Source organism: Micromonospora yasonensis (assembly GCF_026013475.1).
Lineage (GTDB): Bacteria > Actinomycetota > Actinomycetes > Mycobacteriales > Micromonosporaceae > Micromonospora > Micromonospora yasonensis.
Map to the genome: position 1 here is coordinate 1 of NZ_JAPDPH010000060.1, position 25,137 is coordinate 25,137.

The window sequence follows — 25,137 nt, forward strand, 5'->3', positions numbered from 1 at the left end:
CCCCCCCCCCTCTCCCCCCCCCCCCCCTTCCCCCACCCACCCCGCCCCGGGCCTGCTCACAAGCCCGCCGTGACCTGCGGCGGGCAGGGGGTGGCACCCGGCCGACTACCGGGGGAGCAGCCGGCCGGGTGGTTCTTTGGGGTGACCAGCTCCGGGTTTGCAGACCAGGGAGCCGGTCAGGAGGAACTTTGTCAGACAAGACTAGTAAGGTCAACGCCGATCTAGTCCTTCCTTGTCAAGCAAAGCTGGGCGTGATCAAATGGCGGTGCAGACCAGGGAGTCAACATGCCCGCCAAAGCAAAATGGGCGCAGATCGCGGATCAGATCCGAGATCAGATCGCGTCCGGACAACTCGCACCCGGCGACAAGCTGCCCTCGACCGCGCAACTGAAGGATGAGCACGGCGTCTCCGCCGGCGTCGTGCGACACGCGATCCTCGTGCTTCAGATGCAGGGCTGGGTGGAGGGCGTGCACGGTGTCGGCGTGTTCGTCGCCGAGCAGTTGCCGGACGCGCCCGACCGGTAAGCGTGGCGGATGCATGGGCATGACCCTTGGGTTCACCAGAGTTACCCAGGAGCAACTGGACCGGGCGTACACGGACCCGGATTGGGCGGAGAAGTACCTGCGCGATGAGGACCTGCCTGGTTGCTACCTCGAAAAGGCCTGGGCCGGCATCCAGTTCCTGCTGGACGCGGCCGGGGTGAGCATCGATCTGTACGAGGACGGCTGTCTCATCGACAAGGAGTGCATCCACCTCGGCTGGCACGCCGGCATGGTCGCCGACGCCGCCCGGGACCTGAGCGCGACGCCGTTCGAGGCGCTGGCCGCCCACTTCGACCCGGCGAAGATGAGCGCGGAGGAGATCTACCCGTACCGGCGGTGCTGGGACGACGACGACCTCGACTACCTGCGGGAACAGTACGTAGAACTGGTCGAGTTCTTCGTGGCGACTGCCGCCTCGGGTGGCGCCGCGATCCGAACCTTCAGCTTCTAGTCGAGGGCTTGTTCACCGCACGGCAGCGTGGACCGCCCAGCACGGGAGTGCCCGATCCGGCGAAGCCGGCAACGCTCTGCGATATGCCGCTGCGGCGGCCGCTTTGCCTGAGTGTCCTGATAGGTCTTCCGGGGCAGATGTATTCAGTGCTATCTATATAGGCACGGATCACTCCTTTCGCCCCCCGGAGGACCACGTGCTCAAAACCCGCCTCGTAACCGTCACCATGGCCCTGGCCACGGCAATTGCCAGCGTGATCGCGCTGGCCACGCCGGCCCAGGCGGCCTCCACCGTCCGATACGTCGCCCTCGGCGACTCGTACGCCTCTGGCGTGGGCGCCGGCAACGAAAGCGGCTCCTGCCGGCGCAGCCCCAACGCCTACCCGTCGCTGTGGGCGACGTACAACGCTCCCGCGTCGTACACCTTCGTGGCCTGCTCGGGTGCCACCACGACGAGCGTGCGCGACACCCAGGTGGGCTACCTGTCCAGCACCACCACGCTGGTGAGCGTCACCGTCGGTGGTAACGACGTCGGGTTCAGCGACGTCATGACCACCTGTGTGGTGTACGGCGAGTCGGCCTGCGTCGCTGCCGTCAACGCCGCCGAGGACAAGGCCCGGCGGGAGCTGCCGCCGAAGCTGGACGACCTGTACAAGGCGATCCGTGCCCGTGCACCGTCCGCCCGCGTGGTGGTCATCGCCTACCCGGTCTTCTACCGGATCGACACCTACTGCGCCGGGCTCAGCGACACGTCCCGCGCGAAGATCAACGAAGGCATCAACCTCCTGGACGACATCACCAAGAATGTCGCGGTCCAGAACAGTTTCGTCTTCGCCGATGTCCGCCCGATCTTCCGCGGCAACGAGCTCTGCGCCTACGGCGAGAAGTGGCTGCACGCGTTGAACTGGGCCGACCCGAGCATCTCGTACCACCCGACGGCCGCCGGGCAGTCCGGCGGTTACTACCCGACCCTCGCCGGGGCCGCGTGACGGGTTCGGCTTCTCAGCGGCTAGAACGCCGATGTGGCGGTGTCCGGGCGAATGGACACCGCCACATCGGGGTAGTGGAGTCGACCGAGCAGTCTCGCCGCCTCGACGTCGGTGCAAGAACGCAACTTCGGGGAGGTTGCTGCTTCCCGATGCGCCGAGACAGCAACTTCCCCGATGTTGCGCGGATCGTGACGCGGGGCGTCAGGTGGCGGCTTGGTGGACGGACTCGAGGCGGGCGAGGTCGTGCTCGGTGAGGCGGAGGGCGGCGGCCGCGACGTTCTGGGTCAGGTGGTCGGGGTTGCCGGTGCCGGGGATCGCCAGCACGTTCGGGCCCCGGTGCAGCGTCCAGGCCAGCCGGACCTGGGCCGGGGTGACGCCGTGCTCCCGGGCGACGGCGCGTACCTCGTCGTGCTCGGCGCCGGTCGCCCCGGCCTCCCGGGCGCTGGTCGCCAGCGAGAAGAACGGCACGAACGCCGTGCCGTGCGCGGCGCAGTCCCGGATCAGCGCGTCGTTGCTCAGCCGGTAGCCGAGGCCGTACGAGTTCTGCACGCAGACCACCGGGGCGATGGCGCGCGCCTCGGCGACCTGGTGCAGGCGTACCGCCGAGACGCCGAGGTGCCGGATCAGGCCGGCGTCGCGCAGCTCGGCGAGCGCGCCGAAGTGCTCGGCCAGGGGCTCCGGACCGTACACCCGGAGGTTGACCACGTCGAGATGGTCCCGGCCGAGCTGGCGCAGGTTCTCCTCGACCTGACCGCGGAGCTGGTCGGGCCGGGCCATCGGCAGCCACTCGCCGGACGGATCCTTGCCCGGCCCGACCTTGGTGACGATGACCAGACCCTCCGGGTACGGCGACAGCGCCCGGTTGATCAGCTCGTTGGCCGAGCGTAGCGGCGAGAAGTAGAACGCGGCGGTGTCGATGTGGTTGACGCCCAGCTCGACCGCGCGGCGCAGCACGGCGATCGCCCGGCCCCGGTCACTCGGGCTGCCGTCGGCGTTGGCGGTGAGCCGCATCGCGCCGAAGCCCATCCGGTTGACGGTCAGGTCACCGAGCTGCCAAGTGCCGGCCGCCGCGGCGGTGATCGTGCCCATGGTCGTGATGTCTCCGTCCCCCTCGGATGTCACGGTCGCGCCTCGTCGTCGGGTGGTGCGAGGCCGAGCAGTTCCACGGTGTCGCCCGCCAGCCGGTTCAACGCGGCGACCAGTTTCCGCTCCTCGTAGGTGAAGTGCGACTCCAGCAGCCCGGCCAGGCCGTCCAGCTCGGCTCGGACCTGCCGGGCGTTGGTGGCTGCGGCGAGCAGCGACTCGACGCGGTGCAGGATGTCCGCCACCACCTGGTGGTCCGCGCTCAGTTCGGCGAGGACCGGCCGTAGCTCAGGTGCCTGGTCGGCCAGGACCCGGAACGCGCCGCCGTCCTCGCCGGTGTGGTGCCGGTCCAGCGCCGCGCAGAAGCCGACGCAGTGTGCCCGCAGCTCGCGGGTCAGGCCGGCGCCCCCGGGGGTGTCCAGGCCCGCGCGGAGGCGGGCCAGCTCCTCACGGAGCCAGTCGTGGATCTCGATCAATTGGGTGCCGAGGGCGGTCAGCCGCGCGCTCGACGAGTGGGATGGGTGCACATGGTCCCCTGCCGTCCCGCGCCTCCATGCCCACGGCGGCCTTCGTGCCGGGTGCACCGCGACGCTGCCGCGACCTTACGCGATCCGGTCGCCGGTCGCCGTACCGCGTCACTCGCCCTCGTCCGGTTCCTCCGGGATGTGCCAGCGGGCCCGCCAGGCGGCCTCGTGCGCCTCGTGGCTGGTCCGCTCCTCGAAGATCAGCTGCCGCAGCGCCCGCCGGCCCTCGTCGAAGACCACCACATCGGCGGCCACCATGCCGACGCAGATCGCGGTGAGCAACGCGAGGGCACCCAGGGCGGGGAGCCGGTTGGCCGCCGGGATGGTCGCGGCGAGCAGGACGACCGTGCCGACCCGGGTCCAGCTCAGGGTGTGCAGGGTGCGCAGCTGGAACAGCATGTTGCCGCAGAGGTAGAGGATCACCCCGCCGAAGAGCAGTGGTTCGCCGGGGCCGATGGCCGGCAGCCAGTTGGAGACGTTCGGGTTGGTGATCTGGCGCACGATCTGCTCGGCACCGAGCGCGAACAGGATGATCCCGGCGATCATCGGCAGGTAGCAGTAGGCGTACGCGTCGCGGGCCATGGCCACCCGGGGTCCGTCCTCGGAGGCGTGCAGGGCGATCCGGGCGGCTGGCCCGATCATGTCGTAGTGCGCCCACCAGAGCGCGGCGGTGAAGAAGATCCCGAGCACCGCCGCGGCCACGGCCGGTCCGGTGGGCGCCTGACCGAGTAGGTTGCTGCCGACGCCGACCGAGATGACCGACTCGCCCAGGGCGATGATCAGGATCAGGTCGTACCGCTCGGTCCAGTGTTCTGCGGAGGCGACCCCCCAGCCCCCGGTCCCGGCGAGGATGCCGGTGGTGTACTGCATCAGCACCACCACGGCCCAGAGACCGTCCCGGATGAGCGCGGCGGAGCCGTGGCCGTGCAGGATCGGTGGGATCAGCGCGGCGCCGAGCAGCAGCAAGGTGCTGACCACCACCTCCGGCGCGAACCGCGTCAACTGCCGGCGCTCGTTCGGGCTGTCCCGCACCGCGTGCAGGTAGAGCAGCCAGTGCACCGCGCGGATAACGGTGTAGCTGATCGCGGCGACGATCGGCCCGGCGGCGTAGCCTCTCGGCTCCCGAAACGCCGACGGCAGCGACAGGGCGAAGGTGAACAGCGCCGCCATGCCGACCGTCATCAGCACCGGAACGAAGCCCTCGCCGAGCCGGATGCGGGAGGCGAGCACGCTGTGCACCACCCACGACCACCAGAGCACGGCGAGCACTAGCAGGGCGTGCAGCAGCGCGCCGCCGGTGATGTCCCGCGCGGTCGTCCGCGTGATGATGAAGAACGAGAAGACGAAGACCAGGTCGAAGAAGATCTCGAACCGGTCCACCCGGGCGCCGGGCGCCACCGGTACGGCGGGCCCGAGGCGCCGTCGCCTCCCGAAGCCGCTCACCGGACGAGTCTGTCAGCGGGCGGGCCGTTGCCGGGTCGGAATCGACTCAGCCCGGGTGACCCGCGGACGACGAAGGGGGCGCGCGGCGTGTGCCGCGCGCCCCCTTCGCGTGTCGTCCGGGCGTCAGAGCCCCAGCTCGGCCTCGAAGTTGCCGGCCTCCAGCCGCCCCTTGACCGCGACGAGGAAGCGGGCCGCGTCCGCGCCGTCGATCAGCCGGTGGTCGTACGACAGGGCCAGGTAGACCATCGAGCGGACCGCGACGACCTCGCCCAGCTCCGGGTCGTTGACCACGACCGGACGCTTCACCACGGCACCCGTGCCGAGCATCGCCGACTGCGGCGACGGCACGATCGGGGTGTCGAAGAGGGCGCCCCGGCTGCCGGTGTTGGTCAGCGTGAAGGTCGCCCCGGCGATCTCGTCCGGGCTGATCTTGTTGATCCGGGTGCGCTCGGCCAGGTCGGCGACCCGCTTGGCGATGCCGCCCAGGTTGAGGTCGCCGGCGTTGTGGATGACCGGCACCAGCAGGCCCCGCTCGGTGTCCACGGCGATGCCGAGGTGCTCGGCGTCCGGGTACGTGATCGTCCCGGCCTCCAGGTCCATCCGCGCGTTGACGATCGGGTAGGCCTGGAGCGCCTCGACGGCGGCGAGGGCGAAGAACGGCAGGAAGGACAGCTTGACGCCGTGCCGCTGCTGGAAGGAGTCCTTGGCCTGCGCCCGCAGCTTGGCGATCCGGGTGACGTCCACCTCGATCACCGTGGTCAGCTGCGCCATCTCGTGCAGCGACTCCTGCATCCGCTTGGCGATCGCCGCCCGGATCCGCGGCAGCTTCTCGGTGCTGCCCCGCTTGGCGCTCGGCTGCGGCTTCGCGGCCGGCTTGGCCGGGGCCGCCGCGGCGGCGGGGGCCGGCTGCGCGGCCGGCGCGGCCTTCGCCTTCTCGGCCGCCTCCAGCACGTCCTGCTTGCGGATCCGCCCGCCGACGCCGGTGCCGTTGACCGAGGAGAGGCTCACGCCGTGCTCCGCGGCCAGCTTGCGCACCAGCGGGGTCACGTACCCGGCGGCCTCCTCGCCGCCGGGCACGGGCGCGCGCCGCGGCGTGGGGGCCGGCGCGGCCGGCTGCGCGGCCTGCTCCACCTTGGCCGGCTGGGCGGCCTGCTCCGCCTCGGCGGCCGGCTCGTTGTAGGACACGCCCGGGGTCGGCTCCTCGACCTTGGGCGCCGGGGCCGGCGCGGGCGCGGGCTGCGGCGCCGGCTTCGCCTCGACCTTGGGCTCGGGCTTGGGCTCCGCCTTCGGCTGGGCCGGCGCGGCACCGGCCGCCCCGACGATCGCCAGGACGCCGCCGACCTCGGCGGTCTCGTCCTCGGGCACCCGGATCTCCAGCAGCGTGCCGGCGACCGGCGACGGGATCTCGGTGTCCACCTTGTCGGTGGAGACCTCCAGCAGCGGCTCGTCCACCTCGACGGTCTCGCCGACCTGCTTGAGCCAGCGGGTGACCGTACCCTCGGTGACGCTCTCACCCAGGGCCGGCATCTTGACCTCGGTGCCCTCGCCCGACGGCGCCGCGGCCGGGGCCGGGGCCTGCACGGCCGGCTGCTCCGCCTCGGCCTCGGGCTCGGCGGCGGCCTCGGCGGCCTGCTCCGCCGGGGCCGCCTGCTGCGGGGCGGCGCCACCGGCCGCCTCGCCCTCACCGGCGATGATCGCCAGCTCGCTGCCGACCTCGGCGGTCTCGTCCTCGCCGACCACGATCCGGCTCAGCACGCCCGCCGCGGGCGACGGGATCTCGGTGTCGACCTTGTCGGTGGACACCTCGAGCAGCGGCTCGTCGACCTCGACGGTGTCGCCCTCCTGCTTGAGCCAGCGCGTGACGGTGCCCTCGGTGACGCTCTCGCCGAGCCGGGGCATGGTGACCGATACCGGCATGTTCTCCAGACTCCTTCATTCCCCTGGTGGGATCATCGCCCGTCGCCGGACGCCGCGGTTGTCGTGTCAGGCGTGCGCGTGCAGCGGCTTGCCGGCGAGGGCCAGGTGCGCCTCGCCCAGGGCCTCGTTCTGCGTCGGGTGGGCGTGCACGAGCTGCGCCACCTCGGCCGGGTACGCCTCCCAGTTGTAGATGAGCTGCGCCTCGCCGATCAGCTCGCCGACCCGGGCCCCCACCATGTGCACGCCGACCACCGGGCCATCCTCCACCCGGACCAGCTTCACGTGGCCGGCGGTCTTGAGGATCTGGCTCTTGCCGTTGCCACCCAGGTTGTAGTTGTAGGTCTTGATCTTGTCGGCGCCGTACTGCTCCTTGGCCTTCGCCTCGGTCAGGCCGACCGACGCCAGCTCCGGGTCGCAGTAGGTGACCCGCGGGATGCCGGCCTCGTCGATCACGGCCGGGTTCTGGCCGGCGATCTCCTCGGCCACGAAGATGCCCTGCTGGAAGCCGCGGTGCGCGAGCTGCAGGCCGGGCACGATGTCGCCGACCGCGTAGACGTTCGGCACGCTGGTGCGCAGCCGCTCGTCGGTCAGCACGTAGCCGCGGTCCATCTTGACGCCCTGCTCCTCGTAGCCGAGGTTGGCGGTGGTCGGCCCGCGTCCGACGGCGACCAGCAGCAGCTCGGCCTCGACGGTGTCGCCGCCCTGGATGGTCAGCTTGACACCGTTCTCGGTCTTCTCGACCTTCTCGAACGGCTTGCCGACCTTGAAGTTGATCTTCCGCTTGCGGAACGCCCGCTCCAGCGCCTTGGACGACTCCTCGTCCTCGGCGGCGACCAGGCGGGGCAGCGCCTCGACGATGGTCACGTCGACGCCGAAGGACTTCCACACGCTGGCGAACTCGACGCCGATCACGCCGCCGCCGAGCACGATCGCCGACGACGGGACCCGGTCCAGGACCAGGGCGTGGTCGCTGGTGATGATCCGCTCGCCGTCGACCTCCAGGCCGGGCAGGCTCTTCGCGTACGAGCCGGAGGCCAGGATGATGTTGCGGCCGGTGTAGCGCTTGCCGTCCACCTCGACCACGTTCTTGCCGACCAGCTTGCCGGCGCCGGCCACGAAGGTGATGTTCTTGGCGCCGCCGACCAGGCCCTGCAGGCCCTTGTAGAGCCGGGAGATCACGCCGTCCTTGTACGAGTTGACCGCCGCCATGTCGATGCCGACCAGTTCGGCCTTGACGCCGAACTGCTCCGACTCGCGGGTCTGGTCGGCGATCTCGGCGGCGTGCAGCAGGGCCTTGGTGGGGATGCAGCCGTTGTGCAGGCAGGTGCCCCCGAGCTTGCCCTTCTCGATGAGCGCGACGGAGAGGTTCAGCTGGGCGGCACGCAGCGCCGCCGCGTAGCCGCCGCTACCACCTCCGAGAATGACGATGTCGAAGGTCGAATCGTTCGGCTGGCTCACATCCAACTCCCAGGTCGCGTCACTGCATCGGGGGTTACGGTGGGGTAACAGGCACACCCCACCTCGGTCATCTTGTCACCACCGCCGACGAAGCGCGTAGTGAGGTGCCCAACGACACGTCGCCGACACGTACCCTTGGCATCGTCTTCGATGACGTACGGGGGAGGAGTGGGTGCTGTGGGGCTGTTCCGACGACGCAAGCGGACCGTCGCGGTGAACCGCGACCGGGCGGCCGATCGCGCCGATCTGGACCACCTTGAGAACTTCGTCCGCACCCGGCGCGGGGTCGAGGCGTACCTGGAACCCCGGACCACCGTCACCGAGACCACGGTCATGCTGATCGCCGACGACGGCGAGTGGACCCGGCGCCGGGTCGGCGGCCCCGACGAGGGCCGCCGCTTCGCCCACCGTCTCGCCATCCCGATCTACGACGTCCGCCTGATGGGCTACCCCCAGCGCATGCGCGACTACAACGAACGCCGCAAGCGCCGCCCGGAGCTCTTCTGACATCTGCGCGTGAAGCAACTTCGGGGAAGTTGCTGCCTCTCGGCGTGCCGAGGCAGCAACTTCCCCGAAGTTGGGTGGATCTTCAGGCGTCAGCCGTTGGCGGCGACGTCGTCGATCAGGTGGAGCAGGGTGCGGACCGGGACGCCGGTGCCGCCCTTGGTCAAGTAACCGGTCGGCTCGCCTGAGTGGTAGCCGGGGCCGGCGATGTCGATGTGCGCCCAGGCCACGTCGTCGGTGACGAACTCGCTCAGGAAGACGCCGCCCTGGAGCATGTGACCGGCCCGGTCCATCACCGCGTTGACCTGCGAGATGTCCGCGACCTCGGAGTCCATGCCCTTGCGTACGTCGTCCGGCAGCGGCATCGGCCAGGCCGGCTCGCCGGTCGCCTCACCGGCGGCCTTCACCCGCTCGCACAGCTCCGGGGAGCCCATCACGCCGGCGATCCTCTTGCCCAGCGAGATCACCTGGCCGCCGGTCAGCGTGGAGGTCTCGAACAGGTAGTCCGCGCCGTCCTCGCAGGCCCGGGCGATGGCGTCGGCCAGGATCATCCGGCCCTCGGCGTCGGTGTTGAGCACCTCCACCTTCTTGCCGTTGTACATGCTGATCACGTCGCCCGGCCGGTAGCTGGTGCCCGACGGCATGTTCTCCGCCATCGGCAGGTAGCCGGTGACCGCCACGGACGGCTTGAGCGCCGCGACCGCCAGCATGGCGGCGCCGACCGCCGCCGCGCCCGCCATGTCGGACTTCATCTCCCACATGCCCTGGGCCGGCTTGATCGAGATGCCACCGGTGTCGAAGGTGATGCCCTTGCCGACCAGCGCGACCCGCTTGCCGGTGCCGCCGCCGTCGGGGGTGTAGGTGAGCTTGACCAGGCGCGGCGGGGCCTCGGAGCCCTGGCCGACGGCGATGATGCCGCCGTACCCGCCGGCCTTGAGCGCCGCCTCGTCGAGCACCTCGACGCCGAGCCCGGCCTCCCGGGCGGCGGCGGCCACGGCCTCGGCGAACGCCGGCGGACGCAGCTCGTTCGGGGCGGTGTTCACCCAGTCCCGGCTGGCCAGCACCGCGCCGGCCACCGCCTGGGCCCGGGTGATCTCGGCCTGGGCGGCGGCGTCCGCGGCGTCCGGGACGGCCACCAGCACCTCGGCCACCGGCTCCCGCCGGGTCGGCTGCGGCTTGGTCTTGTAACCGGCGAACCGGTAGCCGCCGAGCAACGCGCCCTCGGCGACCGCGCGCAGCGCGGCCGGGGCGTCGGCGTCGTCGGGCAGCGGCAGGGCGAGGGCGACGCGCGGGGCGCCGGCCAGCGAGCGGACCGCCGCGCCGGCGGCCCGGCGCAGGGTTTCCGGGGCCGGGGCGGCACCGGTGGGCTCGGGACCGAGGCCGACCGCGGCGACCACGGGCGCGGTGACCGTGCCCAGCGTGGCCAGCTTGATCACCTCGCCGGCGCCGCCGGTCGCGCCGAGCAGGGCCAGCGTCTCGGTCAGCTTGCCGTCGAACGCGGCAGCGATGCTCTCCGCGCCGCTGGCCAGCAGCAGGGCGCCGGCGGGTGCGCCGGCCTCCTGCTCGGCGGTCTGGCTGTGCACGCCGATCACGATCGCGTCGACGGCGAGTTCGGCGGGGTCTGTGTCGACCAGGCTGAGGGTGGTGCGGGGCGATGTCACGAAAGCTACTCCGGGCGGGCCGGGCCGGCCGCGGCGTCGCGTACCGGCGATGAAGGTCTCCGGCGGCAACCTACCCGCCGGACGCGTGGCTGTCCCGCCGATGCGCTCCGACGGGTCCCGCCGATGCTAACCAGCCGTTCAGCTGGCGGTAAGTTGCCACCCATGACCGACGTGACCTCCGACGCCGCCGCCACCCGGCTGCGTCGTTCCCCCCTGCACGAGCGGCACACCGCGCTCGGCGCCAAGTTCGCCCCGTTCGGGGGTTGGGAGATGCCGCTGGAGTACGCCGGCGGCGGCGTGCTCAAGGAGCACACGGCGGTCCGTACCGGGGTGGGCGTCTTCGACGTCTCGCACCTGGGCAAGGCCCGGATCACCGGACCCGGCGCCCGGGACTTCGTCAACGCCTGCCTCAGCAACGACCTCGGCCGGATCGGGCCCGGCAAGGCGCAGTACACGCTCTGCTGCGACGACGCCACCGGCGGGGTGGTGGACGACATCATCGCCTACCTGTACGCCGACGACCACGTCTTCCTCATCCCGAACGCGGCGAACACCGCCGAGGTGGTCCGCCGCCTGCGGGCCGCCGCGCCCGCCGGGGTGGTGATCACCGACGAGCACGAGGGGCACGCGGTGCTCGCGGTGCAGGGGCCGCGCTCGGCGGACCTGCTCGGCGCGCTGGGCCTGCCCACCGGTCACGACTACATGAGCTTCTCCGCTGCCACCCTCGACGGGGTGGGGCTGACCGTGTGCCGCACCGGTTACACCGGCGAGCTGGGGTACGAGCTGGTCGTCCCGGCCGCGCACGCGCTCGCCGTCTGGGACGCGCTCTTCGCCGCCGGCGCGGCGTACGAGCTGCGGGCCTGCGGGCTGGCCGCGCGGGACACGCTGCGCACCGAGATGGGCTATCCGCTGCACGGGCAGGACCTGTCGCTGGAGATCACCCCGGTGCAGGCCCGCTCCGGCTGGGCGGTGGGCTGGGACAAGCCGGCCTTCTGGGGCCGGGACGCGCTGCTCGCCGAGAAGGCCGCCGGCCCCCGGCGTACGCTGCGCGGGCTGGCGGCGGTGGACCGGGCCATCCCGCGCCCCGGCATGGCCGTCCTCGCCGGCGACCAGCAGGTCGGCACGATCACCAGCGGCACGTTCAGCCCGACGAAGAAGCAGGGCATCGCCCTCGCCCTGATCGACACCGACCCGAAACTCGCCGACGGCGACCTGGTCGAGGTCGACATCCGCGGCCGCCGCGCCCAGATGCGCCTCACCAAGCCGCCCTTCGTCCAGCCTTCCGTCCGCTGACCTCCATGTTGATCAAGGAGTTTGCGTCTCCGGCGGGCCGGATCCTGACGCAAATTCCTTGATCAACTCTTTCCCGTGGCGGTCGGTCGGGGGTGGGGTCAGGCAGGGCTGGGGGGTTCGCCGGCGTCCAGGACGGCCTGGGTCCAGCCGCCCTCGAGGACCCCGGACCCGTCCAGGACGGCCCAGTCGACGACGTCGGACGCCTCGACCACCACGGGGGCGCCGATCCGGACGCTCGGGTCGCTGTTGGCGTCGCTGGCGCTGGCACCGACGATCCGCTCCGGGCTCTCCCACGAGGTCACCCCGGCCCAGACGAACTCGGGGCCGTCGTCGCCGGGCAGCCCGTACTTCACCACCAGTTGGGTCTCGGCGGGGAGCTGATTGGCGAGAAAACGGGCCCGGATGTCACCCAGGCCGGCCCGGGCGGTGGCGATCGCCCGGCTCATCGCGTCGCCCGGGCGGGCGTACCGGACGTCCGGCTGGATGCCGCTGAACAGGGTGGCGCAGGCGGCGGCGAAGTAGCGGCCGGGCGGGCCGGGGTGCCCGGGCGGGGGACGCAGGCTGAGGAACGAGTCGGCGTCCGGGTCGGTCGCCGGGTCCAGTTCCAGCGCCAGCAGCACCGGCGCCGTCGCGCCGTGCTGCTCCGGATTCCCGTACGCCACCGCGATGTCGTGCCCGGTGACCGTGGCCAGCACCGGCAGCTGCACGAACGCCGGCACCTCCTCGCCGGCCAGCCCCTCGGTCCAGTCACGCAGCAGCCGCCGCGCGGCGCCGGTCATCACCGCGCCCCAGGCCCGGGTGAGGTGGTCCGGCACGCCCTGGGTCTGGAGTTCCAGCAGCCCGAACCGGCGCAGCCCCTTCGTGGTGAACCAGAGCCCGTCGGCGTCCGACGAGTACGGCACCAGCACCCAGTCGACCAGCCGGATCCGGCCCTGCTCGTCGGGGAGCGAGCGCAGCGCGGTCGCCGGGTCGAGGAACTGGAGGCCGAAGACGTCCACCACGTCTCCGTCGACGGTCTCGGCGACCGCCGCAGCGACCGCCCGGGCCGCCCACTCGTGCGCCGGCGGCCAGCCCGGCCGGTACTCGGCCTGCACCACCACGAGGTGGGTGGCGGCGGCCAGCCGGGCCAGTTGCTCCTCGGTGGCCCCGAACGCGGTGAGCAGGTCCGGCGGCAGCTCGGGGAACTCGCCGACCGGCCGGGTGTCCACGCTCATCAGCGGGCTATCCAGCATCTGCTTCGCCAGCCCGTACACCGGCTCGGCGAGCCGTCCGGCGAGTCCCGCCATAGCGGTCTTCGGGCTCACCCTCGGCAGCCCGGCGACCGGCACCAGGTAGGTCGCGTCCAGCGACTCCGGGACCGGTACGGGCAGGAAGTCGTCCGTGATGAGCATGCCGTCCCCCTCGACACCGCCGGTGCGCCTCACCCGAGAACGCTACCCGCCCGGACGGGTGACGCTCAGCCGGACAGCACCAGTCCCAGGTAGGACAGCGTGGTGACGACCTCCACGGTGGCGCCGAGCACGTCCCCGGTGATGCCGCCGAGCCGGCGTACCACGTGGCGCAGCAGCCCCGCCGCGACGGCGAGCGCGGCGACGACGGCGAGCGGCCCCTGCCACGGCCGGCCCGGCACCGCCGGCACGGCCAGCAGCGCCACGGCGATCGTGCCGACGACCGGCGCGACCGGCCCCACCGTGCCGGCCACCAGCGCGCCCAGCCCCTCGGGGCGGGCCGCCGGCACCCCGCGGCGGCACGCCAGGACGACGCCCAGCCGGCCGGCCGCCGTCGCGGCGACGACCGCCGCGAGCGTCGCCGGCCACCCGCGCCCGGCCAGCTCCGCCAGCACCGCGGCCTGCAGCAGGAGTACGACCACCAGCGCCACCACGCCGAAGGGCCCGACGTCCGGCTTCTTCATGATCTCCAGCGCCGCCGCCCCGCGCCGGTACGACCCCAGCGCGTCCACGGTGTCGGCCAGCCCGTCCAGGTGCAGCCCGCGGGTCAGCAGGGCCCCCACCGCGACGGCGACCCCGGCCGCGACCAGCGGGGGAGCGAGCATGGCGGTCAGCAGCAGCACCGCCGCGAGCAGCGCGCCGAGCAGCGCGCCGATCGCCGGGGCGAGCGCCATCGCGGCGCCCGCCACGTCCCGGTCGATCCGGCCGGCGCGTACCGGCAGCGTGGTGAAGGTGGTGGCCGCGAGCCGGAGGCCGGCGGCGAAACGCGGGTCAGTCGGCACGTCGGCCGGGGGAGACCGGCTCGTCCGCGTCGGTCGTGGTGGGCCCAGGGCCGGCCGGCTCCGGCTCGGCGAACTCCGGCTCCGGCTCCGGCTCGGTGCTGGTCGGCCCGGGCCCGGCCGGCTCGGGCTCGACGAACTCCTCGTCGTCCTCCCCGCCGTCGCGCAGCGACGGGTGCACCGGCAGGCCGGCGGCGAGCGCCAGCGCCGAGCGCAGCAGCGGCAGGGTGGCCAGCGCGGTCGCGCCCTCGCCCAGGCCGAGCCGCAGGTCCACCAGCGGGGTCAGGCCGAGCACGTCGGCGGCGAGCCGGACGGCCGGCTGCCCGCCGTGGTCCGGCAGCAGGCACCAGTGCCGGGCCTGCCCGGCGAGGTCCCGGCTGACCATGCCGGCGGCGACGCCGACCGGACCGTCCAGCAGCACCGGGATGCGCCGGGCGGTCGCGCCGAGCAGCACGCCGGTGGCCACCGCCACGTCGCCGCCGCCCAGCTCCGCCAGGATGTCCCGGGCGTTGCGGGGGGAGCGCCGGGTGCGGTGCAGCGCGTCCCGGACCGCCGCGCAGCGGACCATCCAGGCCGCGTCGTCGTACTGCCCGTGCTCGGTCAGCACCCGGCCCAGCACCGCCGGGGGCTCCGCGCCGGCCGTGGCCGCCAGTACCGCCGCGGCGGCCGCCTCGGTGCCGGCGCCGCAGGCCGCCAGCACCAGCAGCTGTACGCCCGCGTCGGCGGCCTGCTCGGCCAGCCGCCAGCCGTACCGCAGGGCCGACTCGACCTGGTCCTCGGTGAGCGCCGGCCCGTCCTCGATGGGCGCCGCGGCGGGCGCCTCGACCACCTGGAGGCTGGCTCCGCTCTCGGCGGCCAGCCGCGCGAGGGCTCCCTTGCCGGCGCGCGCCTGCCGGGCGCGGCGGGCCGACTCGCCGGGCACCGCGCCGGCCGAGGCGCCGCCGGCGTGGTCGCCGTGCACCAGCAGCACCCGGACCGAGGCCCACGGCGCGGGGGTCGGGGTGCCCTGGGTGGCGGCGGCGAAGCCGACCACCCGCTCCAGCACGCCGAGCCCGCCGCCCGGCACGTCGAGGGTGGCGAGCCGGTCGACCGCCTGCGGGCCGGCGTAGTCGTCGGGCATGGGCAGTTCCATGCCGGGCTGGATGACCAGGCCGGTCGCGATCATCGGCAGCGCCATGGTGGGGGCGGCCCAGTCGGCGCCGGTCGCCCCGAGCGCCGGGGCGGGCGCGGCCGGCGCGGCCGGGGTGAGCACCTCGGGCAGCGCCTCCTCCGGCGCGGCCCCGTGCACCGTCTCGGGCCCGGCGGCCGGGACGCCGGCCTGCCCGGGACCGGCCTGCGCGGGCACCGTGGGGTGCGGCGGCGCGCCGGCCGGCTTCAGCCAGGCGGGCTGGCCGGCCATCACCAGGACCACCGCGTCGCAGGCGTCGGCGACCGCGCGGTTGGTCTGGCCGAGCGCGTCGGTGAAGGCCCGGCCCAGCGGGGTGGTCGGCACCAGGGAGAGCCCCACCTCGGGGCTGACCAGCACCAGCCGGGCGGCGCTGGCCCGGATCGCGTCGGCGAGTTCGGCGATGGTGGCGGTGTCGTCGGCTGGCTGGTGGGCCGGATCGAGCAGCACCGTCACCCAGCCGCCCAGGTCGTCGACGAGCAGCGTCTCGTTCGGCTCGGCCGTGGCGATCACGTCGGCCAGCCGGCGCGGATCCGCCGCGGTCTCCTCGGTGGTCCAGCTGCCCGGCCGGCGGGCGCGGTGCCCCGCCAGGCGGGTCGCCCACTCGGTGTCCTCCGGGTCCCCTTCGGGGGCGGTGGCCACGTACCGGACCGTGGGGGCGTCGGCGACCAGCGATTCCGCGAACTCGGACTTGCCGGACCGGATACCGCCGAGCACCAGGAGCGTGTTCCACCCGTCAACGGACATGCCCGTACCTTAAAGCCGCCGCGCCGGTCGCCGCCCGCCGGCCCGGACGCCGGCCGGCGGGCGGACGCTGGCGCTCAGTCGCAGTGCTCGAACGGGCTGCCGTAGCTGGCCCCACCGGTCGACCCGCCCCACTTCACGCAGACCCCGGGCGCGCTGGCCCGGACCGGCCCGGCGTAGTACTTGTACCCGCCGCTCTCGGTCTGCCGGGTCTTCCCCTGCACCTCCAGGTACGCCGACACGGCGGTGGCCCGGCCGACGTCGGTGTCCTTGAGGGTGACCACGCAGTTCGTTCCGGTGGACGTGTTGTAGAGCAGGTAGACCCGGCCCTTGCGGACCCCGTTCGCGGTCAGCGCCGCCGAGTCGATCACCTGGTAGCCGCTGCCGCACACCTGCTTGGCCGTGTACGGGTTGGGCTGCTGAGCCGCGGCCGAGCTGGTCGCCGGCGCGGGCGCCCCGGTGTCGCCGGGGGTCGGCTGCGCCCCGCTCGACGGGGTGGCCGCCACCGAGCGGCTCGGCGTGGCCGACGGTGACCGGCTGGGCCGGCCGGTCCGGCTGGGCGTCGCTCCGGGCGTCGCCGCGGTGGCCGGCACGTCGGTGCCGCCCGGATCGGCGGGCGCCGACTCGCCGGTCAGCGTGGTCGACCGCTGGCCCGGGTCGTCCGGCGAGCTCAGCAGCGCCACGGCCCCGGCGGTCAGCACCGCGACGAGGACGACCGCGGCCGCCCCCGCCAGGGCGAGCACCCGACCGCGTCCCTTCCGGCCGTCGGCCGGCTCCTCCAGCGTCGGCGGCATCCCGGACCCGGCGTGCCGCTCGTCCGCCGACCCGTGCCCGCCGGGTCGCGGCCCGGCGGCGCCGACCGCCCAGGCCGGGCCGGGTTGCCCGGCCAGGGGCGGCCCCGGCTGGGCGTACCCGGGCTGGCCGCCGAACCCGCCCCCGGCGCCGGGCGCGGCCGCCCGCCCCGGGGCGAAACCCTGCGGCGTGGCGGCCACGCCGTGTCCGGGCGCCGCCCCGCTGCCCGTCCCCGGGCCGAATCCCGGTGCGGCGGCCGCAGCCTGACCGAATCCCGGTGCGGCGGCCGCAGCCGGTCCGGAGCCGTGCGGGGTGCCGGCGGGCGGGCCGAAACCCGGCGGGGGGCCTGCCGCCGGGCTGACGCTGTGGGGGACGCCGGCGGCCATCCCCTGCGGGGCGTCGGCGCGGTCCGCCGGGGCGACGCCGTGCGGGGCCTGGCCGCCGACCGGGGCCGCCCGGCCCGGGTCGGGGACGGCGGGCACGGAACCGGTGCCGGCCGGGCCGCCGGGCTCGGCTACCGGGGTGGCCGGGGACCCGGTGGGCGGCTGGCCGCCGGGCGGCGTACTCCCGGAGGGGGTCGGGGTGAGCGGGCCGGGAGCGGGCAGCACGGCGGGCCCGGGGACGGCCGGGCCGGCCACCGCCCACGGCGGGCGGGGCGGGGCGGGGAGCCGGGCCAGGGTGGAGTCGCGGGCGTCCTGGGCCGCCTCGGCCAGGGCGAGCGCGCTCGGGTGGCGGTCGCGGGGGCGCTTCGCCAGCGCCTGGCGGACCATCTCGATCACCGCCGGGGGCGTGTCCGGCGGGAGCGGCGGGGGCTCGTCCTGGGCGTGCCGCATGGCCACCTGGAGCGGGTTGTCCCCCTCGAACGGCGGCCGGCCGGCCAGGCAGAAGTACGCGACCGCACCGAGCGCGTAGACGTCGGTGGCGGCCGAGACGGGCTGGCCGACGGCCTGCTCCGGCGACATGAACGTGGCGGTGCCGAGCACCGTGTGCGCGGCGGTGATCCCCGCCATGGTGCTGGCCCGGGCGATGCCGAAGTCGACCAGCACCACCGTCCCGTCCCGCTTCACCAGCAGGTTGCCCGGCTTCACGTCCCGGTGCACGATCCCGGCGAGGTGGGCGGCGTGCAGCGCGTGGGCGGCCTGCGCCACCACCGACATGGTCGACGCCGGATCGAGCCGGCCGGCCCGGCGGATCCAGGTCACCAGCGGATCCCCGTCGACGTACTCCATCACCAGGTAGCTGACCTGGCTGCCGTCGGCGAGGGTGGCGGAGCCGAAGTCGTGCACCTGCACGATGCCGGGGTGCCGCAGCGCGGCCAGCATCCGGGCCTCGGCGTGGAAGCGGGTGGTGAACTCCGGGTCGGCGACCAGCGACGGCAGCAGCACCTTCACCGCGACCTCCCGGCCGAGCAGGGTGTCGGTGCACTTCCAGACCGCGCCCATGCCACCGGTCGCGATTCGTTCGCTCAGCCGGTACCGGTCGCTGAGCACCACTCCTTGAGTCAGCACCGAGTCACCGTACCGGCCCGCCCCGACCACATGATCCATGTGGCGGCCGAGCCGTTCCGCGTCCGGCCGACTACGCTTGCGGAGGTTTGGCGTCCCTGGGGACGACGGCGGCGAGGGGAGACGCGGCATGGCGTGGAGCTGGCGGTACGAGGGCGCGAACGGCGGCTCGGTCGACGGGCCGAGTGAGTCGTTCGGCAGCCAGGCGGACGCCGAGTCCTGGATCGGCCAGACCTGGCGGGAGCTCGCGGCGTCCGGCGTCACCTCGGTCGCGCTCGTCGAGGACGACCGGGTGGAGTACCGGATGAGCCTGCTGCCGACGGCGGAATGATGGCGTACGACCGCCCGGGCGACCCGCTGGTGCTCGGGGTGCCCCGGGCGGCGTTCCGTCCCAGCCCGATCTTCCTTGCCCTGGCCGCGCTCTTCGTGGCCAGCGGGGCGATGACGTGGCTGGGGTTCGGCAATGTCCGGTTCGACGTCTTCCTCTTCGTCGTCTCCGGCTGGCTGGTCTCGCTCTGCCTGCACGAGTACGCCCACGCGGTGGTCGCGTACCGGGCCGGCGACCGGGACATCGCGCACCGGGGCTACCTGACGCTCAACCCGCTCAAGTACACGAACCCGCTGCTGTCCATCGTGCTGCCCGTGGTCGTGGTGCTGCTCGGCGGCATCGGCCTGCCCGGCGGCGCGGTCTGGGTGGACCGGCACGCCATCCCGGGGCGGCTGCGGCACACCCTGGTCAGCCTGGCCGGCCCGGCCACCAACGTGCTGTTCACCCTGCTGCTGGTGGTGGCGCTGCAGATCGGGCTCGGCGTCGGCGGCCCGCTCGAGTTCTGGGCCGGCCTGGCCCTGCTGGCGTTCCTGCAGCTCACCGCCAGCGTGCTCAACCTGCTCCCGGTGCCCGGTCTGGACGGCGGCAACATGATCCAGCCGTGGCTCTCACCGCAGTACCGCCGGATGTACGACCTGTTCGCCCCGTTCGGGTTCATCCTGCTCTTCGCGCTGCTGTGGAACCCGCGGATCGGCGGCGCGTTCTTCGGCGCGATCTTCACCGTCTCCGACCTGATCGGCCTGCCCCCTGAGCTGTACACCGCCGGGCTGCACCTGATCCGGTTCTGGCAGGGCTGAGAGCCCGGTCCGGCCGACGCGGACGCGCCGGCCGGACCGGGACGGGCTCACGGCCGCCGGGCGGGGGAATCCGTCTTCGCCGGGTCCCGCTCGGTGATCGGCTCGACGATCTCGTCGATCGCCTTGAGCAGGTCGGCGTCGAGCTTGACGCCGGCCGCCTTCACGTTGTCGTGCACCTGCTCGGGCCGGGACGCCCCGACGATCGCCGAGGAGACGTTCGGGTTCTGTAGCACCCAGGCGATGGCGAGCTGGGCCATGCTCAGCCCGGCCTGCTCGGCGAGGGGCTTGAGCCGCTGCACCCGGGTGAGCACCTCGTCGCTCATGAACCGGGCGATGAAGTTCGCCCCGGACTTCTCGTCGGTGGCCCGGGAGCCGGCCGGCGGCGGCTGGCCCGGCAGGTACTTGCCGGAGAGCACGCCCTGGGCCATCGGCGACCAGACGATCTGGCCGATGCCCAGTTCCTCGCTGGTCGGGATCACCTCGGCCTCGATGACCCGCCACAGCATCGAGTACTGCGGCTGGTTGGAGATCAGCGGCACGCGCAGCTCGCGGGCGAGGGCGTGGGCCTCCCGGAGCTGCGACGCCTTCCACTCCGAGACCCCGATGTAGTGCGCCTTGCCGGAGTGCACGATGTCGGCGAACGCCTCCATCGTCTCCTCCAGTGGGGTGCTGTAGTCGTACCGGTGGGCCTGGTAGAGGTCCAGGTAGTCGGTCTGCAGCCGGCGCAGCGAGCCGTTGATCGACTCCATGATGTGCTTGCGGGACAGGCCCCGGTCGTTGCGGCCCGGCCCGGTCGGCCAGAAGACCTTGGTGAAGATCTCCAGCCCCTCACGCCGCTCGCCCTTCAGCGCGCGACCGAGCACCTCCTCGGCCTTCGTGCCGGCGTACACGTCGGCGGTGTCGAAGGTGGTGATGCCGGTGTCCAGGGCGGCCCGCACGCACGCGGTCGCCGCCTCCTCCTCGACCTGCGAACCGTGGGTGATCCAGTTGCCGTACGAGATCTCGCTGACCATCAGGCCCGAGCGGCCTAGGTGTCGGAATTCCATACCTCGACCCTAGACCCGGCCAGATCACGGTCACCGCAGGGCGCGTCGTGGAGGTGAGCTCAGAGCACCGGGCTGGTGTCGGCGAGCAACTGCTCGATCTCGGCGACCACCGCGCCCCGGTCCGGGTGCACCGGGTCGATCAGCGGCTCGCCCCGCCGGTCCCGGGCGCCCCAGCGGCCCGCCTCGTCGCTGACCAGGAAGGCGACCGGGTGTACGACCAGGGCCGGGTACACCGGCGGGAGCAGCACCCGGCCGGTCCGGTCGACCACGCCCCGCCGCCCGGCCAGCTCCACCCCGGCCAGGCCCTCCTCGGTGAAGCCGTCCACGTGCCGGCCGTCGGCCAGGGCGGTGCCGAGGCTGTGGTAACGGGCCGGCACGACGACCTGGCCGGTCCGGTCGACCGCCCCCCAGCCGCCGTTCTGGCGGACCGCCGCCAGGCCGCTTCGGAACGGCCGCGCGTCCTCGAAGCCCGGTGGGATCTTCACGATGTTGGTCGCGTCGACCGCCATCCACCGGCCCTTGCCGTCCATCGACACCCAGGCCAGGCCCTCGGAGAACGAGCCAACCGCCCGGTAGCCGTTGTTCGCCTCGATCAGCGCCACGCCGGCTGTGTCGATCAGCGCCCACCGGGACGCCTCCGGCAGGCGGACCCAGGCCATCCCCTCGCGGAACGGCTGCACCTCGGCGTACCGGTGCTCGACCACCAGGTTGCCGTCGCTGTCCGCGTACCCCCAGAGGCCCTGGTCCTCGTCGAAGGTGGGCACCGGGTACCGCTCACGGCCCAGGATCGCGTCCCGGCTGCGCGGCTTCGGCCCGAAGCCGTCGGCCGCGGCCCGCTCGGCGACCGCGTCCAGTGCCACCGCGGTACGGGCGTTCAGCTCCGCGTCCTCGCCCTGGCGCAGGTCCATCGCCCGCTCGAAGTGCAGGCACGCCTCGGTCAACCGGCCCTGGTCGTAGCAGCACCGCCCGGCGTGCTCGTGCAACGCCGCGCGCAGCCGGTCGGGCAGCTCCGGCGAGTTCGCCTCGGCGAAGAGCCGGTCGGCCTCCGCGTGCTCGCCCCGCCAGCGCAGCACCTCGGCGAGCCGGGCCCGGGCCAGCGCGGTCCGCCGCAACTCCCCGGTGGCCTCGGCGTAGGTGAGGGCGAGCCGGGCGTCGGCGACGGCGTCGTCCAGCTCGCCGAGGATCCGGGACGCCACCGACCGCAGGCTCAGCAGCCGCGCCCGGCTGCGGTTGTCCAGCGCGCTGCCGAGCTTCGTGGTGAGCCCGTCCCGGACCTCGCGCAGCGCCGCCGGATCGGGGGCCTCCTCGCGCAGGGTCTCCGGGTGCAGCCGCCAGCGGAACGCGGCCAGCGCCTGCTCCGGGTCCGTCGGGCGTACCTCCGGCCGCTCAGCCTCGGCCGCCGCGCCGGACCGCTCGGCCTCGGAGGGCTCCGTGGCCCGGCCGGGTCCGATGGCGTCGGCCGGCGGCGCCGCGTCCTCGTCCGGTGCCGGACCCACCGGTCCGTCCGGCTGCGCGGTCGACATGTCCTCCGGCCCAGGTGCCGCGGGAGTGCCGGACGTGGGCGCCGACACCGGCTGGTCGGACGCTCGCGCGGGCCCGCCGGACGCCGACGCGGTGTCGCCGGTACGCGCTGCCGCCGGGCGGGGTGCGGGCACCGCCTCGGTCGGTGCCGCACCGGGCCCTGCCCCGGCGTCGGTCGCCGGCGCGGGCTGGTCGTCGTCCGGGCGGCTTCCCGCATCCGGTTCCGCCAGGGCCGGGCCGGACGACGCGGACATCTCCGCTGCTCCGGCGGACGGCGTGCGGCCGCCGTCCGGCTTTGCCGAGGCGTCGGCCGTGGTCCCGGGTCCGCTCCCGGGCGCCGCGCCGGCCGCCGGAGGCGCGATGTCGTCGTCCGGGCGCGCCGGGGCGGCCTCGACCTCAGGTGCCGGGTCCGCCGCAGGCTGGTTCGGCCGGAACCAGGCGTGCGCCTCGTCGGCCGCTCCGGCCGCGCCGGACACCGCCGCCTGGTCCGCGGGTCGGTCCGGGTGCGATGCGTCGGCGCTCGCGTCGCCCAACTCGACGGTGGACGGCGCCGGGTTCGAGGTGACGACCGCTCGCGGCGCCTCCGCGACATCGGCCGGGGCTGGGCGGGTGCCGGTGGCCGGCACCGGTTGCCGGGCCGCCTCGGCCGGCGTCGCCGGGCCCGGCCGGGGAGCCGTGATCGGGTGCCCGGAGGCGTCGACGGACGCCGGCGTAACGCTGCCGCGCTCCGGTTCGCCCGGGCGGACACCGGGGTACGCGGGCGGCGCCGGGAACGGTCCGGCCGGCGGCGCCGACCCGGGTCCGGCCGCCGGGGTGGGGGCCGGTGCGTGGGGTGCGCCGGAGCCCGGCACGCCGGAGACCGGCGCGCCGACGGGGCGTCCGGGCGCGGCCGACGCGGCAGGCTCGGACGGCACGGCCCCGGCACGTCCGGCGGCCGGATCGGGCACGCCCGGCGCGGCCCGGCGTTGCGCGGCGGGATCCGGAGCGTCGACCGACCAGGCCGGTGGCGCGGAGACCGGCGGCGTGGACACCGGCGGAGCCGGCGGTGCCGAGACCGGCCCGGCCGGCGCGGAGGACGGCGGTGCCGAGACCGGTGGTCCCGGTGGTGCGGAGACCGAGTGTGCCGGTGGCGCGGATATCGGCCCGGCCGGCGGTGCGGAGACGGGTGGTGCCGAGACCGGCGGTGCCGGCGGTGCGGAGACGGGTGGCGTCGAGACCGGTGGCACCGGTGGCGCGGAGACGGGTGATACCGGGGCCGGTGGCGCCGAGACCGATGGCGCCGGCGGTGCGGGGACGGGCCGGGCGGGCGGGCCGGAGACCGGGCCGGCGCTGCGATCGGCCGCCTCGTCGACCCGCGCCGGGTGCCGCAGGTCGTCCGGGTGCGGCGTGGCCGACGGCCGGTCCGGCCGGGTCTCCGGGCGCACCGGGGCGGCCGGCAGGGATGCCTCGCGCGGCTCCTCCGGCGGCCGGGCCGGGGAGACCGGGCGCGGGCGCGGTTCGTCGGGACGGGCCGGCGCGGACGGCGTCGGCCGGTCGCGTAGTTCCTCAGGGCGGGTACGGGCGGCCGGCTCGGCCGGTGCCCGCCAACCCTCGCCGGGGCGCACCTGGCCGGGTTCGGCCGGCCGGGCCGCCCACTCGTCCTGGCGCGGCCGGTACTCCGGCCGGGGTCCGACCGACTCGGGACGGGGCGCGTCGTACCGGGGACCGGTGGCGTCGGGACGTGGGCCGTCGTTCCGGGGGCCGACCGGGTCGGGGCGGCGACCGTCGTGCCAGGCAGCCGGCTCGCCGGCCGGGCGGACCGGCCGTGCGTCGGGACCGAGCGGTGGGCGGGGCCGCTCGTCGGGGCGCTGGGCGGCCGGCTCGGTGCGGGGCCGCCGCTCGACGACCGGCCACTCCTCGCGGCGCGGGCGGGCGGGATCGCCGGCGTGGCGCTGCCCCTCCCAGCGCTCGTCGGGGCGGAGGGCGTCCGGGCGCGGCCCGTCGTACCGGCCGGACTCCGGGCGGTACGGGTCCCCCGGGCGGCGCGAACCCTCGGGCGCCTCCCGGTACGTCTCGGCCCGTGCGGCGGCTTCGCGGCGCGGGACACCGTCGAAGCCCCGCTCGGGGGCCCGCCCGTAGCCCGGGTCCCGCTCGCCGCGGCCGTCGAAGCCGGGCTCCCGCCGCTCGCCGCGGCCGTCGAAGCCCGGATCGCGCCGGTCGGGTCGGCGCTCGAAGCCGCCGTCCCGGCGGTCGTCCCGCCGGTCGGGTTCGCCTCGGTCGGGTCGGCCGTCGAAGCCGTGGTCGCGCCGGTCCGGCGGGTGGTCGAAACCGGGTTCGCGGCGGTCCGGGCGACGGTCGAAGCCGGCCTCGGGGCGTCCGCCGCGTGCCGGCTCGCCCCGCTCGGCCGGGCCGTCGAAGCCCTGATCGCGCCGGTCGACCGGACCGCGCGGGGGTGGGGTGCGCCCGTCGGGCGTACCCCAGCGCTGCTCGGCCCGGCCCGGACGCGGCTGGGAGCGGCGCGGGAACTCGTCGGGCTCGGGGAGCCAGCCGGGCTCGGGCGCGGGGGAGACGGGCCGGTGCGGGGCACCGTCGCGGGGGCGTACCCACCGCTGGTCGAGCCGGTCGTCGTGCCACGCGGCGGGCTGCTCGCGGTCGGGCGCCCACCCCGGACCGCGCGGGTCGTGCCGGTCGTCGCGCGGGCCGCGCCGGTCCGCCCACGACCGCCGCCCGTCGCCGCGCGGCTCCTCGCGCCCGTTCCGGTCCGGGTACCCGCGCCGCTCGCCCGGACCGACCTCGCGCCGGTCGTCCGGTGCCGGGCTGATCGGGTACGCGCCGCGTCGTCCGTCGGGTCCGGCCGGGCTGACCGGGTACGGGCCGCGCCGCTCGTCGGGTCCGGCCGGGCTGACCGGGTACGTGTCCTCCACCGGCGCCGGGCTGACCGGGTTTACCTCGGCCCGGCCGACGACGGCGGCCCGGCCGCGCGGCGGGGGCGGGGTGAGGTACTCGACGCCGATGTCGCCCGGGTACCGCTGGCCCGGGAACTGCGGCCGCCACTCATGGGTCGGCTCGGCGGCCCACGAGGGCTCGGCCGGCTCACGCCAGCGGTCGTACCCGCTCATCGGGTGACCCTGTCGCCGCCCGCGCGGCGCGGCCCCCGGGCCGGCTCGC

At 74.8% G+C, this 25,137-nt stretch carries 19 protein-coding genes; 7 read left to right on the forward strand and 12 right to left on the reverse strand.

The genetic code is table 11. The features are described from left to right. Window positions 1-285 precede the first annotated feature (285 nt). From ONA70_RS14970 to ONA70_RS14980, 3 genes are all read left to right on the forward strand, one after another. Window positions 286-525: a winged helix-turn-helix domain-containing protein gene (locus tag ONA70_RS14970; RefSeq protein ID WP_265007029.1), complete on the forward strand. Its 240-nt coding sequence runs from the start codon at window positions 286-288 to the stop codon at window positions 523-525. Window positions 526-544: 19 nt separating this feature from the next. Then, the gene (locus ONA70_RS14975) at window positions 545-994 is read left to right on the forward strand and encodes a YfbM family protein (RefSeq protein WP_265007030.1); all 450 of its coding nucleotides are present in this window, start codon (window positions 545-547) and stop codon (window positions 992-994) included. 196 nt (window positions 995-1,190) lie between these two features. Then, window positions 1,191-1,982, forward strand: coding sequence for an SGNH/GDSL hydrolase family protein (locus ONA70_RS14980; protein ID WP_265007031.1), 792 nt, complete (start codon window positions 1,191-1,193; stop codon window positions 1,980-1,982). Between the two features lie 201 nt (window positions 1,983-2,183). Here the strand turns inward: ONA70_RS14980 and ONA70_RS14985 are convergent, their stop codons facing one another. The 5 genes from ONA70_RS14985 to lpdA form a co-directional block, all read right to left on the reverse strand. Beyond that, window positions 2,184-3,071 (reverse strand): oxidoreductase, encoded by an 888-nt coding sequence (locus ONA70_RS14985; protein ID WP_265007053.1) that lies wholly within the window; start codon window positions 3,069-3,071, stop codon window positions 2,184-2,186. A gap of 29 nt (window positions 3,072-3,100) precedes the next feature. Beyond that, window positions 3,101-3,592 carry a hemerythrin domain-containing protein gene (locus ONA70_RS14990; RefSeq protein ID WP_265007032.1) on the reverse strand — a complete coding sequence of 164 codons (492 nt, stop codon included), beginning with the start codon at window positions 3,590-3,592 and terminating at the stop codon, window positions 3,101-3,103. 108 nt (window positions 3,593-3,700) lie between these two features. Further along, complete coding sequence (locus ONA70_RS14995) at window positions 3,701-5,032, reverse strand: low temperature requirement protein A (protein WP_265007033.1); 1,332 nt, start codon at window positions 5,030-5,032, stop codon at window positions 3,701-3,703. Window positions 5,033-5,155: 123 nt separating this feature from the next. After that, window positions 5,156-6,949: a 2-oxoglutarate dehydrogenase, E2 component, dihydrolipoamide succinyltransferase gene (gene sucB / locus ONA70_RS15000; RefSeq protein WP_265007034.1), complete on the reverse strand. Its 1,794-nt coding sequence runs from the start codon at window positions 6,947-6,949 to the stop codon at window positions 5,156-5,158. 66 nt (window positions 6,950-7,015) lie between these two features. Continuing rightward, window positions 7,016-8,407: a dihydrolipoyl dehydrogenase gene (gene lpdA / locus ONA70_RS15005; RefSeq protein ID WP_265007035.1), complete on the reverse strand. Its 1,392-nt coding sequence runs from the start codon at window positions 8,405-8,407 to the stop codon at window positions 7,016-7,018. A 177-nt stretch (window positions 8,408-8,584) separates the two neighbouring features. Here lpdA and ONA70_RS15010 point away from each other — a divergent pair, with 177 nt between their 5' ends. Then, entirely contained in the window at window positions 8,585-8,914 is a 330-nt protein-coding gene (locus tag ONA70_RS15010) for a hypothetical protein (protein ID WP_265007036.1), read from the forward strand. An 89-nt stretch (window positions 8,915-9,003) separates the two neighbouring features. Here the strand turns inward: ONA70_RS15010 and ONA70_RS15015 are convergent, their stop codons facing one another. Continuing rightward, window positions 9,004-10,572, reverse strand: coding sequence for a leucyl aminopeptidase (locus ONA70_RS15015; RefSeq protein WP_265007037.1), 1,569 nt, complete (start codon window positions 10,570-10,572; stop codon window positions 9,004-9,006). 162 nt (window positions 10,573-10,734) lie between these two features. Here ONA70_RS15015 and gcvT point away from each other — a divergent pair, with 162 nt between their 5' ends. Next, on the forward strand, window positions 10,735-11,865 hold the full coding sequence (gene gcvT / locus ONA70_RS15020; RefSeq protein ID WP_265007038.1) for a glycine cleavage system aminomethyltransferase GcvT: 1,131 nt from the start codon (window positions 10,735-10,737) through the stop codon (window positions 11,863-11,865). Window positions 11,866-11,963: 98 nt separating this feature from the next. Here gcvT and ONA70_RS15025 read toward each other — a convergent pair whose 3' ends face one another. The 4 genes from ONA70_RS15025 to ONA70_RS36680 all read right to left on the reverse strand — a co-directional run bounded on the left by ONA70_RS15025 (window position 11,964) and on the right by ONA70_RS36680 (window position 18,301). Further along, the gene (locus ONA70_RS15025) at window positions 11,964-13,256 is read right to left on the reverse strand and encodes a DUF2314 domain-containing protein (RefSeq protein ID WP_265007054.1); all 1,293 of its coding nucleotides are present in this window, start codon (window positions 13,254-13,256) and stop codon (window positions 11,964-11,966) included. Between the two features lie 65 nt (window positions 13,257-13,321). Continuing rightward, window positions 13,322-14,095: an adenosylcobinamide-GDP ribazoletransferase gene (locus ONA70_RS15030; RefSeq protein WP_265007039.1), complete on the reverse strand. Its 774-nt coding sequence runs from the start codon at window positions 14,093-14,095 to the stop codon at window positions 13,322-13,324. Next, complete coding sequence (locus tag ONA70_RS15035; protein ID WP_265007040.1) at window positions 14,085-16,004, reverse strand: bifunctional adenosylcobinamide kinase/adenosylcobinamide-phosphate guanylyltransferase; 1,920 nt, start codon at window positions 16,002-16,004, stop codon at window positions 14,085-14,087. Before ONA70_RS15035 ends, ONA70_RS15030 begins: the two co-directional genes overlap by 11 nt. Before the next feature lie 74 nt (window positions 16,005-16,078). Further along, a complete protein-coding gene (locus ONA70_RS36680) occupies window positions 16,079-18,301 on the reverse strand; it encodes a serine/threonine-protein kinase (RefSeq protein WP_319957263.1) in 2,223 nt (740 codons plus the stop codon). Window positions 18,302-18,428: 127 nt separating this feature from the next. Here ONA70_RS36680 and ONA70_RS15045 point away from each other — a divergent pair, with 127 nt between their 5' ends. Both ONA70_RS15045 and ONA70_RS15050 read left to right on the forward strand, forming a co-directional pair. After that, on the forward strand, window positions 18,429-18,629 hold the full coding sequence (locus ONA70_RS15045; RefSeq protein WP_265007041.1) for a hypothetical protein: 201 nt from the start codon (window positions 18,429-18,431) through the stop codon (window positions 18,627-18,629). Then, on the forward strand, window positions 18,629-19,423 hold the full coding sequence (locus ONA70_RS15050) for a site-2 protease family protein (protein ID WP_265007042.1): 795 nt from the start codon (window positions 18,629-18,631) through the stop codon (window positions 19,421-19,423). The genes ONA70_RS15045 and ONA70_RS15050 overlap by 1 nt, the downstream gene beginning before the upstream one ends. 47 nt (window positions 19,424-19,470) lie before the next feature. On the opposite strand, the gene ONA70_RS15055 is transcribed toward ONA70_RS15050, so the two are convergent. Both ONA70_RS15055 and ONA70_RS15060 read right to left on the reverse strand, forming a co-directional pair. Next, a complete protein-coding gene (locus ONA70_RS15055) occupies window positions 19,471-20,469 on the reverse strand; it encodes an aldo/keto reductase family protein (protein ID WP_265007043.1) in 999 nt (332 codons plus the stop codon). A 59-nt stretch (window positions 20,470-20,528) separates the two neighbouring features. Beyond that, window positions 20,529-25,088, reverse strand: coding sequence for a WG repeat-containing protein (locus ONA70_RS15060; RefSeq protein WP_265007044.1), 4,560 nt, complete (start codon window positions 25,086-25,088; stop codon window positions 20,529-20,531). Window positions 25,089-25,137 lie beyond the last annotated feature (49 nt).